This is a genomic window from Thalassospira permensis NBRC 106175, assembly GCF_000714555.1.
Taxonomy (GTDB): domain Bacteria; phylum Pseudomonadota; class Alphaproteobacteria; order Rhodospirillales; family Thalassospiraceae; genus Thalassospira; species Thalassospira xiamenensis.
In genome coordinates this window covers 18,492-30,695 of the sequence record NZ_AUNC01000006.1, presented here as the reverse complement: position 1 = coordinate 30,695, position 12,204 = coordinate 18,492, and the positions used below count along the sequence as shown (strand labels likewise).

The following is a 12,204-nucleotide window of genomic DNA, read 5'->3' as shown; positions in this document are numbered from 1 at the left end:
GTTATTCAGGCAATTTTCTGTCCCCAGGGCCGAAACCCTGCTTCCAATGAGCGTCTTTGCCCGTAAAAATCAAGAACAAAGAATTTCATTGAAGGCAAGTTGTCTACTGGCCCCTAGCCAATCTATCACCGTACAGGTAAAGATAGGAGTAGGGAAAAATGATTTCACCAGCAATAACATGAAGGAAGGACGCAAAGTGACCAATCGGGGGGCCCTTTGGGGTGGCGTAATTGCCGGCACTTTGATGATGACCGGAATGTCGTCTGCGAACGCGCAGGATGTTGGCGGGTTTGAGCAGATTCCAGCGGATCAGAGCCCGCTTTCACTTAAATCCGATATACCGGTTACAACGGTCTTTCTGCGCCAATATCGCGAAAACAGCACCGTTTTTGTTGGTCGCTGGCTGTCGCCTGCGGCGGAAGGCAGTATCAAAGGCGCAAGCGATGATCTGTTTGTTGAAAGCGTTTTTTCGACTTCCGCCCCGGGCTTTGCCTTTAACAATGAAATGTCGTCCGAACAGCTTTTGGAGATGTTTGACGGATTACGCGGACGAAGTACCACCAATGGCATGAATTTCATGCAAGATACCCGATACGGGCCGATTGCAATGACCCCCTTCATTCGCGCCGGTTCACAATGCGTGTCGTTTGTCGGTCAATGGAACCCGGATAAACCAACGGTGCGTGGCAGTCGCCTGCTTGGTTACTATTGTGACCCGGTCGCGCGCCAGACCATGACAGATTTCACAGCCCCGCCTAAACAGCTTGATGCGGTTGATGCCCAGCTGTTCGGGGCTAATTTCTTTGCACGGTTTGACGTGCAGCTTCCCGACGGTGTCGTGATCCCGTCAACGCAAGTAACCCCGGAAGTTGTCGAAACACCGTCACCAGCGGCACTTCCAGATAGCAATACGACAGACACACCGTCCGAAGGATTACCGATCAGCACCAACTGGCAAGGATCACGCGGACAGGGAATGCTGAAATTTGATCAGCCCTCCGGCGAAGGCACGATGATTATTGATAGTGACCTTCGCCATTGTGAAGGCATATGGCGGCATGATGGCGGCGCTTATCAAAGCAACACATTGCCGTTTGGCAGCTGGTATGTGTTCTGTGACGACGGGGCATCTGCACGTGGCCATTACACAAGCGAAGACCCCGGCAGTGTGACCGGCGAAGGTCAGGACAATCAGGGCCAGGCCGTTTATTTCCGTCAGATCAACTCTTAAGCCCCGGACAATTTTTTCAACATGACCACCGATATTCAAACCGTCATTATCGGCGCCGGCGTTGTCGGCCTTGCCTGCGCACGCGCCTTGGCCAAAGCCGGCCGGGAAGTTCTGATTATCGAACGTCACGATGCAATCGGAACCGAGACCAGCGCACGCAATAGCGAAGTCATCCATGCCGGCATTTACTATCCGAAAAACAGTCTGAAGGCGAGGTTCTGCGTGGCAGGACGCGATATGCTGTATCGCTATTGCGCAGAAAACGGCATTGATCATAAACGAACCGGCAAACTGATTGTCGCAACCCACGACGATCAGATACCCGCCCTGCGCGACATTGAAAAACGGGCACATGAAAATGGGATCCATGACCTTGTCTGGCTTGACGGACATGACGCGATTGCGCGCGAACCGGCCCTGAATTGCGTGGCAGCCCTTGAAAGTCCGTCAACCGGCATTGTTGATTCCCATCAGCTGATGGTGACCCTATTGGGCGAGGCAGAGGCAAACGGGGCAACTTTGGCACTTAATACCGATGTTGTGGCCGCGAAATTTGAAAATGGCATTTTTGCCATCGAAACGCGTGACCGCGACGGTCAGGAAATGAGCCTGACCTGTGCCGAGCTTCTGATCGCCGGGGGCCTGCATAGTCAGACATTGGCGCATAATTTTACCGGCCTGCCAGACCAGAGCATTCCGCCACAGCATTATGCACGCGGATGCTATTTCACGCTTTCGGGCAAGGCCCCCTTCTCCACCCTGATTTATCCGGCCCCCGAACAGGCGGGGCTTGGCATTCATCTGACCCTTGATCTGGGGGGACAGGCGCGTTTTGGCCCGGATGTGACCTGGGTTGAAGAACCGAACTATGACGTGCCCGAAGAAAAACGTGCGGGATTTGCAGCTGCCATTCGCAAATACTATCCGGCACTGGACGAAAATGCCCTTCAAACCGGTTATGCCGGCGTCCGACCAAAAATTCAGGCACCGGGCGAAGCCGCCCGCGACTTTCTGATTTCGGATCGCGAAGCCCATGGCATTGATGGTCTGGTGATACTCTATGGCATTGAATCACCGGGATTGACGGCATGCCTTGCAATAGCGGACCATGTCGAAAATGTCCTTTCACGACCGCAGGCAAAGGCAGCGTCATGATGGCAGAAGCAAACTGGCAAAAAGTACGCGATTTGAGCCGGGGAAAAGTTTCGGGCAAATTGACCAGCAATCCGCAAAGCAGATTTCGCTGGAAACGCAGCCTTGTCGCCTTTGGTTTGGTAGTTGGCAGCCTTTGCGCGCCTGTCACGTTGACAGCTCCGGTAAACGCCCAGCAGTTGGAGCCTTTCGTTCCGCCCCCCAACAGTCTTAGTTCACCGAGCAAGCGAAGCGAGGCAACCGGAACGGAAAAGCCGGATGTTCAGTTTGCCGATGAAATGCGAAATTTCGTCATTCAGCTTAGCCGGTGGGCGAAATCCTATCGCAGCGATTTTTCGATCATTGCCCTTAATGGTCTGGAACTGACGGAATATCTTGAAACCACGCTGTTTGCATCGCGCGGGACGGCAGAGCCTGCACGCAATTATCTGCGTGCGCTTGACGGTATCATGATCGAAGCCCCGTTTTACGGTTTCGATAAATATGGCGAGCCCACAGATAGCGAGGAAACCAAATATATCCTTGGCTATCTGGATCGTCTGAAATCATCCGGGCTTGAATATTTCGCGCTGGACTACACCGATAAAAGCGATGCACAGCAGGCCGCACGCCAGAAGTTGCGGGACCTTAACGCACTTTATTACGCGGCTCCGCCGCCCGATAAGCAGCTTTCGACATTGGCGAAGGTACCGCGCACACCAATTGGCGCGAACCCGCATATCATCGATAATATTCGCGAAGCCAAAAATTACGCGATCGTGCTCGACAGCTCACCTTATGGAACCAAGGACGCGTTTATCGACGCAATGATCGACACCAATTACGATGTCCTGATCATTGATCCGTTCCATCGCGGCACGATCCCGCTGACCTATGACGACATGAAGCGTCTGCGTTATAAAAAAGTCGGCACGCCGCGCACCATCCTTGCCTATCTGAATATCGGAACGGCTGAAACATATCGCTACTACTGGCAGAATAACTGGCGTGCGGGCAGCCCTGAATTCATCGGCGAAGGCAACCTTGATGCGCGCTGGGGGCAGGAACACCATGTCTATTACTGGTCACAGGCATGGCAGAATATTCTGTTCGGCAGCGAAAACAGCTATCTGGGCGGTATCATGAAGCTTGGGTTTGATGGTGTGGTGCTGGGCGGGCTGAATGAATATAGCTGGTGGCTGGATTACTAGATCCTGATCATGGCCACCTGCGAATTCATCACAAATCCGGGATATGCCGTCAGACCATTTGACGGTGACAGAGCAGATCGGGCAATCTTGCATCATTCCAAAACAATATGCCGCTGACAGGCAGCCCCCGGAGGTTTTGAATGTCTACGCCCATCATCCATTATTTCTTTGTTCAGTCCCCCTGGTCGTTCTTCGGGTTCAACCGCGTTGTCGAAATCGCACGCAAACATGATACACCGATCATCCATAAGCCATGCCGGGCAGCGGATGTCTGGCAACATGGCGGCGGTGTTCCCTTGGCGCAACGCCCCAAACCGCGCCAGGAATATCGCATGGTCGAAATGAAGCGCTGGGCAGACTTTTTGAACATTCCGGTCAATCTGAACCCTGCCGCGTTTCCGGTGGACGAAACACTGGCCGCGCGCACCATTATCGCGGTTCAGGACGAAGGCAAGGACCCGACCGGACTGATCCATACGCTGATGGGGGATGTCTGGCTTCGAGATCGCAATATTGCCGAGCCACAAGTCGTCCGCGAGGCGCTTGTGACGAACGGATTGTCGGGCGAATACATCGAACATGCCGATTATCCGGCGATTGCCAAAATTTATGATGCCAACAGCGAAGCTGCAAAAGCAGACAATATCTTTGGCGTTCCAACATATTTTGCCAATGGCGAAATGTTCTGGGGACAGGACCGGCTCGATTTTCTTGATCGCGCACTTGCGAAGTAAAGCATTCCGGTCATAACAGAAAACAACAAGGGCGGGTTGAAACCCGCCCTTGTTGTTTTGGCCGCTGGCCGGAAATCCCGTTGTGCCGGTTAGTCACGGCGTTTGACGTGATCGACAACAAAACCGTCGCAAGACGGATAGGTGTTTTCGATCATGGCAAGTGCCTTGTATTCGTCCTTGGCAGCAACTTCGTGGGTCTGCACATCGGCCCAGCGATCATCAAAAACCTCGTGGGAACGATTCTCTTTGACGCATTCACGAACGGCCTGGTTGTGCAGTTCAACCTGATAAACGGTTTGGCGTGGGTCTGTGAAAGCAGACATGTCCACCCGGTCTCCTTACTTTTGCCTGCGGCGCCCGCCCGACGCCGCCTGTGTCCTGAACCGGGAATTTCATAAACATGAAACGCCCAACCACGAGTGTGGAACAAGTGGCTTAACGAGCCGTAAATCATCCGGCTGGATTCCATATTTAAATGAATTGATCCGGATTGAAGTGTGACGGTTTTGCATGGCTGGGTCCAAAATGGCGTAATTCTGCGGTGCAGCACGAATTCCTATCGCAGCGCAACTTGTCTCTTTCAGTTTATCCTTATGTCTGGATTTCGACCTTTCAAGCGCCGTTTGAACAACAAAAACGGGATCGCGACGCGCAACGACAAATGCACAAGATAACCATAAATCGCAAAATACGCATTTCAGTACGCGAAAGATTATTTCAAAGCACCCTCCTCACGATCACAAAATTCCATCTTTTGTCGCGCGTTTTACCGAAACGGTCTTTTTTAACCCAAAGGTGATTTTGAAATTGATCAGAAGCCCGAAGCATCAAACATAAAGGAATAACCAAGGGACCGACCCTTGCAGAATAACGAGCTTGCGCCAGGAGGCGACACCAGGATGAACGTTTTTTCCGACACCGCATTTGACGGCCATGAACAGGTTGTTTTCGCCAGTGATCCCGACACCGGCCTCAAGGCCATTATTGCCGTGCACAATACCAATCTTGGCCCGTCGCTGGGCGGATGCCGTATGTGGCCTTATGCGTCGGAACAGGAAGCCATTCACGATGTGCTGCGACTGTCCCGTGGCATGACCTATAAATCAGCGCTTGCAAACCTGCCGCTTGGTGGCGGCAAATCGGTTATTATCGGTGATCCGCGCAGTCAGAAAACGCCCGAGCTGTTTCGCGCAGTAGGTCGGGCTGTTGAACGGGTTGGCGGTCGCTACATCGTCGCCGAAGATGTTGGCACCAGTCCGGCTGACATGGAACAGATCGCCAGCCAGACCAAGCATGTCGGTGGTATTAATGACGGCAAAGATCCAGCACGGACCGGTGATCCATCCCCCTTCACCGCCTACGGCGTTTTTATCGGCCTGAAAGAAGCGGTTCGCTTTAAAAACGGTCATGACGATCTTGCGGGGTTACGCGTTGCCGTTCAGGGGCTTGGCAATGTCGGCTATCACCTGTGTCGCATGCTGCATTCGGCGGGTGCACGACTGGTTGTGTCGGACCTGAATGCCAACAGCGTTAACCGGGCGGTCGAAGAATTCGGCGCTACTGCGGTTTCAACCGACGAAATCCTGTTCATTGATGCCGATATTCTGGCCCCCTGCGCGTTGGGGGGTGTCGTTAACGACCGCAGCATCGATAAAATCCGCGCCCGCATCATTGCCGGTGCCGCTAACAACCAGCTTGAAGCCGACCGAGACGGCGAAATGCTGCGCGAGGCGGGCATTCTTTATGCGCCGGATTATGTGATCAATGCGGGTGGCGTTGTCGAAGTCTATTATTGCCGCGAAGGCAGGCCGGTGAGCGAAACCAACAAGCATATCGAAGGTATCGCCGCCACCGTGCGCGAAATCTTTGAACGTGCAGACCGCCAAAACCTGTCGACCGGTTTTGTTGCGGACCGCCTGGCCGAGGAACGGTTCGGGAAGCGCTGATTTTCAAACCTGCCTGCATTCCCGGAACGCAGGCAGGTTTCCGGGTCTGAAAACAACAAAGCCCCCGCTTGCGGAGGCTTCATCAAAATTTCCCGATCTATATTGGAGCTTATTCGGCGGCAATCGGAGCCACATTTGCGGTGACAGCGGCCGCATCATCGCAATCGCAATTGCCGCATGTTTTCGCCTGAAGCAATTCCGCACGCATGTGGCAGGCGCATTTCCCGCATTGCGGGGCACAGCCATGAAAACGGAATACGTCCGCAGGGCGCGTTGCACCACCTTCCTCTGCGGCACGACGAACATCGCGTTCTTTTATGGCGTTACAAATGCAAACATACATCGGCGTAATTGCAATCAGTTATTAATGACAGCAACCTACCTGTAATCCACATGCGAATAGTTTTCAAACACTTTTGCAACACGCAGATAAAAAAAGATCCCCCGCAAACTGGCAGATTTGCAGGGGATCGCGAGAAAATCTTTTAATCACAAGGTGATCAGACAGTTGCGATATGGCTGACGACGCGCTTGACACCCTTGATACGACGAACGATTGACAGCACTTTGTCGAGCTCTTCGCTGCTTTGGGCATCCCCCATGATGTAGACGATATTGTTCACGGACTGCCAACGGTAGTTCACCGAACTGACACCTTTTTCGGCCAATAACAATGCCTTGATCTGGCTTTCGATCCAAACGTCTGAACCTGTCTGGGTCGCCGAATCCGCCGGCACGGCATTTTTGCCATATTCGTCTTCTGCCTTGTGATAGGCCTCGATGGTTGCCGCATCGGCGACTTCAAGATGGTCATAGACAGTCTTGATGCGGCTGTCCTGTTTGACCAGCGACATCACATCAAAATATTTGCCTTTGGAATCGACCATGCCGGTGACCATCACCTGCTGTTTCCAGATATCGACATTCACGTCGATAAGGTAGGTATGGTCTACCTTAGAGAACTCGCCAAGGATGCCTGACTTGATCTGGGTATCAAGCCACTGGTCATTCCCGGTCCGGTCTTCCAGCGGCATCTGTAACGGCTCACAGGCCGCAAGCGGCGTCGCCAGCAAGGCACATACCGAAACAGCCTTCATCGCGTTGCGCCAGCCTCGGGAAATCGTGATCATCTTTGAGCTCCTTCTCATGCCGATGGATCGACATATCCAAATTCTTTCGAACCACTAATACAGCAGATCGCAATAAAGCTTTAACGCCCTGAACTGCCCGTGGTTCCGGCACATCTTGTGGCAGGCGATTATGACGAAAAAAAGCCCGCGCACAATTGCCTGGGCATGTTTCGTCGCAACACAAAGGCACAATATCGCCCCCCAAAGAAAAAGACCGGGGTATATCGCCCCGGTCTCTGGTGACGGATATAGCGATCCGTAAGATCAGTTTTCTTCCATCGACATCAGCGACGCGTTACCGCCCGCCGCCGTCGTATTGATGGTAATGGTTTTTTCGGTCGCAAAACGATGCAGGAATGTTTCGTCAGGCAACGCACCGTCATCGTCAGCACCGCTATCGGAAATCAGCGACAGGATCGCGCCGTCACGTTTTGCCAGAAGCTGCTTGAACGCCGTTACACGATCAAGGGGCGCAATACAGGATACACCGGCGACATCGCCATCATACATCACGGCAACGCCGACCTTAGATGACACAACGCCGATAAGCTTTATCGGGAGGCCTGCTTCGAGCGCAAATACCGGAAGATCACCAAGCCATTTCTGATCGCCTGCCACAATTACCGCATTGCCCGCAGCAAGGGCTGCGGCGATATGACGGATAATCCGGGATGGCTCGGCATCCTTTTCGGCCTGAACCAGATAGACACCACGTCCCAGCATATAAAGGTCGTTGGTTTCACCGGTCGGCCCGGGCATCCGGGTCGGCGCAACAAAGCCGTTTTCCGAAATTGCGGCAAAATTCGCGATCAGTTCGGCATTTTCCGACAATTCGCTGACCGGGGCGGCTGCCAGTTTGGTCGCGAAATTTTCCAGAAGACGAACACGTTCATTGCCATCCGTCGCCTGCCATTTGACCTGTGCTGCCTGCAGGAAGCGGTATTCCTCGTCTGCCAGCGATGCCTTGATCACGATTGGCGAACGGTCATCGGCAATGGCAGCACTACCAGCGGCCTTTTGACCGGCTTCAGTCACCGGCTTGGCAAAGCGTTCGACATAGTGCGGACCGCCTGCTTTCGGGCCGGTACCAGATTTACCCTGACCGCCGAACGGCTGCACGCCAACAACAGCCCCAATCATGTTGCGGTTCACATAGCAGTTGCCAACACGCAGCTTTTGCGAAATCTGGCGCACGGTGCTGTCGATACGCGAATGGATGCCCATGGTCAGGCCATAACCGGACGCATTGATCTGATCGAGAACCTTGTCCAGATCGCGCGCCTTGTAGCGAACAACGTGAACAACCGGGCCAAACACCTCACGTTCAAGAACATCAAGCGACGGAATTTCGAAGCAATGAGGGGCAAAGAACGTGCCGTCCTTGCATTCGGGCAAGATGTCACAGGCATGCAGCAGCTTGGCTTCCTTGGTCATGCGTTCGGCATGCGCGACAAGGGTTTTGCGCGATTTTTCGTCAATCACCGGTCCGACGTCGATATCAAGGAATTTCGGGTCACCAACGCGCAGTTCCTTCATCGCCCCGACCAGCATGTGGCAAAGTTTATCGGCGATGTCTTCCTGAACGAACAGGACGCGCAGGGCCGAGCAACGCTGCCCGGCGGACTGGAATCCGGAAATGATCGCATCCTGAACAACCTGTTCCGGCAATGCGGTTGAATCGACAATCATCGCATTCTGGCCACCGGTTTCGGCGATCAAAGGCAACGGAACACCCGGGCGCTTTGCCAGCGCCTGATTTATGACCTGCGCCGTTTCAGTCGAACCGGTAAATGCCACCCCCGCAATACGCGGGTCATTGATCAGGATGTTGCCAATCCCCCGGCCCGGCCCCGGCAACAGCGTGAATGCCGCCCCCGGCACGCCCGCAGCAAGAATAAGTTCGGCGGCCTTAGCCGCGACAAGCGACGTCTGTTCGGCCGGTTTGGCAATCACGGCATTCCCGGCGGCAAGTGCAGCACTGACCTGGCCCAGGAAAATCGCAAGCGGGAAGTTCCACGGACTGATGCAGACGAAAATGCCGCGCCCTTCAAGGATGCTGCCCTCGCGGAAGCTTTCTTCTGCCCTGTTGGCATAATAACGGCAGAAATCGACAGCTTCGCGTACTTCGGCAACACCGTCGGAATAGAGCTTTCCTGCTTCGCGCTGACAGAGCGCGATGAATTCGTCCATGTTGTCTTCAAGAAGATCACCAAGACGGCGCAGGCACGCGGCACGCTCAGTCGCCGCGGTCTTGTTCCAGATTTCATAACCTTTGGCGGCGGCAACAATCGCGGCCTCGACATCGGCTTCACCGGCCTGAACCAGTTCGCCGACTTTTTCGTTCCGGTTTGACGGATTGAGGACATCAATAGCCTCGCCAGAGACAAGCTTGCCATCAATCAGCGGCGCAGCATGCCAGATTTTACCCTGAATCGAGGCCAACTTTTCCGCCAGCGGCAGAAGCTTGGTCGTATCGGTCAGATCAATGCCCTTGGAATTGACGCGCCCCACACCATAAAGATCAATCGGTGCCGGAATTTTCGGATGGGCCTTGCGTGGCAGGGCGGCCATCTTTTCCACCGGGTCGGCAATCATTTCCTCAATCGGGAGCTGCTCGTCCTGAATGCGGTTTACAAAGCTGGTATTGGCACCATTTTCAAGCAAACGGCGGACGAGATAGGCCAGCAAATCCTCGTGGGTGCCAACCGGTGCATAAACACGGCACGGCACGTTTTCACCGTTTCTATCGACGATCTGTTCGTAAAGGGCTTCGCCCATGCCGTGCAGCCGCTGGAATTCAAATGTCCGGTCATTGCCGGCCATTTCCAGAACCGATGCCACCGTGTGGGCATTGTGGCTGGCGAACTGGCAATAAAATGCATCACGACGCGACAGCATGAAACGCGCGCACGCCAGATAGGAAACATCGGTTGCTGCCTTGCGGGTAAAGACCGGATAACCTTCGAATCCGTTTTCCTGACTGTTTTTGACTTCGGTATCCCAATAGGCCCCTTTGACAAGGCGCACCATCATTTTGCGGCCAACCTTGACCGACAGGTCGGCAAGCCATTCAAGCACGTGATACGCCCGTTTTTGATAGGCCTGCACCGCCAAACCATAGCCTTCCCAGCCATCAAGATCAGGGTCGGCAAAGACCGCCCCGATCACATCAAGTGACAGGTCCAGGCGGTTGGATTCCTCGGCATCGACGGTGAAACCGATGTCATATTTCTTGGCCAGTAGCGCAAGCTGTTTGAGGCGCGGCACAAGTTCATTCATGACACGGTCATAATTGGCGAAATCGTAACGCGGATGGATCGCGGAAAGTTTTACCGAAATACCCGGGCTGTTGATCGGGCCACGGTTATTGGCGACCTTGCCAATATCGTTGATCGCATCAACATAGGATTTGAAATAGCGATCAGCATCTTCCATGGTGCGGGCGGCCTCGCCCAGCATGTCATAGGAATAACGATAGCCTTTTTCTTCGTTTGCTTTTGCCCGTTCGGCGGCCTCTGCGATTGTGCGGCCCATAACGAACTGACGCCCCATAATGCGCATGGCATGGTTGAATGCCTTACGGATGACCGGTTCACCCGAACGTGCGATCATGCGCTTAAGCAATGCGCCCGGATCGGCCTTTTCCGCCTTGCCGAACTTGATCACCTTCCCCGTCAGCATCAGCCCCCAGGTCGATGCATTGACAAAGAAGCTGTCGGAATGGCCCAGATGGCTTTGCCAGTTGGCGTCAAACAGCTTGTCCTGAATAAGTTTATCAGCGGTCACCGCATCGGGAACGCGCAAAAGTGCCTCTGCAAGGCACATCAGGATGACGCCTTCCTTGCTGGATAGCTCATATTCATGAAGCAGTGCATCGATGCCGCTTTTGCCATTGTCGGCTTTGCGGACACGGGCGACCAACTGATAGGCGCGATCCTGAACACGGGCTGACTGCTCGGGTGCCAGTCGGGCGGCATTGATCATGCGCTCGACAACGGCATCTTCGTCAGTGCGGTAGGTTTCGCGAATTTTGGCGCGGATTTCGTTAGCCTGGGGCATATCAATGCGAAACATGGCGATGGCTTCTCCCTGCAAATGCGATCCTCCGGTTCCTTATGGGAACGCAGAGCTTTCTCCTCATGTGGCCACAGACAATATATATGCACTCAAAAAATGTGCTGCCATTTTCGCTAAAAATACGATATATCATCCACAGAAAAACTTTTAGTGCAGTCATTATCACTGGTTAATAGATAGAAATGCAGAAGAATCATAAAAGCCTGGACAAGATCGACAAACAGATCCTGCGCGAACTTCAAAACGACGGACGCATGTCGAATGTCGAACTGTCACGCCGCGTCAATCTTAGCCCGACACCTTGCCTTGAACGTGTCCGTCGTCTTGAACAACACGGCTTCATCACCGGCTATATGGCCCTGCTCGATCCCCGTAAGCTTAACCAGTCGCTGGTGGTTTTCGTCGAAATCACGCTTGATCGAACAACCCCGGACGTGTTTGACGTTTTCGCAACCGCGATCCGCAAATTGCCGGAAATCGAAGAATGCCACATGGTAGCAGGTGGTTTTGATTACCTGATGAAACTGCGGGTTGCTGATATGTATGCCTATCGTGAATTCCTTGAACGCCTGTCTTCGGTTCAGGGCGTGAGCCAGACTCATACATATGTCGTCATGGAAGAAGTAAAAGTCCGCCCCGGCATAACGATCCCGTAAATTCCATCATTTTGATTGCAATACAAATGCTTAGTGGCACACTATGACCAAGCCATCCTGCCGATGGCTTTGCCGGTATCGCAACGTG

Annotated in this window: 10 protein-coding genes; 6 read left to right on the top strand and 4 right to left on the bottom strand. The window is 53.6% G+C overall.

Features of this window, described 5'->3' with window-relative positions; translation table 11 throughout:
• Nucleotides 1-196: 196 nt before the first annotated feature.
• The 4 genes from SMB34_RS04660 to SMB34_RS04645 all read left to right on the top strand — a co-directional run bounded on the left by SMB34_RS04660 (nt 197) and on the right by SMB34_RS04645 (nt 4,307).
• Nucleotides 197-1,231 (top strand): hypothetical protein, encoded by a 1,035-nt coding sequence (locus SMB34_RS04660; protein ID WP_233421760.1) that lies wholly within the window; start codon nt 197-199, stop codon nt 1,229-1,231.
• Nucleotides 1,232-1,252: 21 nt separating this feature from the next.
• Entirely contained in the window at nt 1,253-2,386 is a 1,134-nt protein-coding gene (locus SMB34_RS04655; protein ID WP_007090311.1) for an NAD(P)/FAD-dependent oxidoreductase, read from the top strand.
• The gene (locus SMB34_RS04650) at nt 2,383-3,573 is read left to right on the top strand and encodes a hypothetical protein (protein ID WP_240478745.1); all 1,191 of its coding nucleotides are present in this window, start codon (nt 2,383-2,385) and stop codon (nt 3,571-3,573) included. Before SMB34_RS04655 ends, SMB34_RS04650 begins: the two co-directional genes overlap by 4 nt.
• Nucleotides 3,574-3,713: 140 nt before the next feature.
• Nucleotides 3,714-4,307 (top strand): 2-hydroxychromene-2-carboxylate isomerase, encoded by a 594-nt coding sequence (locus SMB34_RS04645; protein ID WP_007090313.1) that lies wholly within the window; start codon nt 3,714-3,716, stop codon nt 4,305-4,307.
• An 89-nt stretch (nt 4,308-4,396) separates the two neighbouring features.
• On the opposite strand, the gene SMB34_RS04640 is transcribed toward SMB34_RS04645, so the two are convergent.
• On the bottom strand, nt 4,397-4,630 hold the full coding sequence (locus tag SMB34_RS04640) for a hypothetical protein (protein ID WP_007090314.1): 234 nt from the start codon (nt 4,628-4,630) through the stop codon (nt 4,397-4,399).
• 576 nt (nt 4,631-5,206) lie between these two features.
• On the opposite strand from SMB34_RS04640, the gene SMB34_RS04635 reads away from it, so the two are divergent.
• A complete protein-coding gene (locus SMB34_RS04635; protein WP_007090315.1) occupies nt 5,207-6,253 on the top strand; it encodes a Glu/Leu/Phe/Val dehydrogenase dimerization domain-containing protein in 1,047 nt (348 codons plus the stop codon).
• Nucleotides 6,254-6,362: 109 nt separating this feature from the next.
• Here SMB34_RS04635 and SMB34_RS04630 read toward each other — a convergent pair whose 3' ends face one another.
• From SMB34_RS04630 to putA, 3 genes are all read right to left on the bottom strand, one after another.
• Nucleotides 6,363-6,596, bottom strand: a complete 234-nt coding sequence (locus tag SMB34_RS04630) for a (2Fe-2S)-binding protein (protein WP_037988009.1) — start codon at nt 6,594-6,596, stop codon at nt 6,363-6,365.
• A gap of 157 nt (nt 6,597-6,753) precedes the next feature.
• The gene (locus SMB34_RS04625) at nt 6,754-7,383 is read right to left on the bottom strand and encodes a BON domain-containing protein (protein ID WP_037988008.1); all 630 of its coding nucleotides are present in this window, start codon (nt 7,381-7,383) and stop codon (nt 6,754-6,756) included.
• Nucleotides 7,384-7,647: 264 nt separating this feature from the next.
• Complete coding sequence (putA, locus tag SMB34_RS04620; protein ID WP_037988007.1) at nt 7,648-11,457, bottom strand: bifunctional proline dehydrogenase/L-glutamate gamma-semialdehyde dehydrogenase PutA; 3,810 nt, start codon at nt 11,455-11,457, stop codon at nt 7,648-7,650.
• Between the two features lie 185 nt (nt 11,458-11,642).
• Between putA and SMB34_RS04615 the strand changes: the two genes are divergently transcribed.
• Nucleotides 11,643-12,116: an Lrp/AsnC ligand binding domain-containing protein gene (locus tag SMB34_RS04615; protein ID WP_007090318.1), complete on the top strand. Its 474-nt coding sequence runs from the start codon at nt 11,643-11,645 to the stop codon at nt 12,114-12,116.
• Nucleotides 12,117-12,204: the final 88 nt, after the last annotated feature.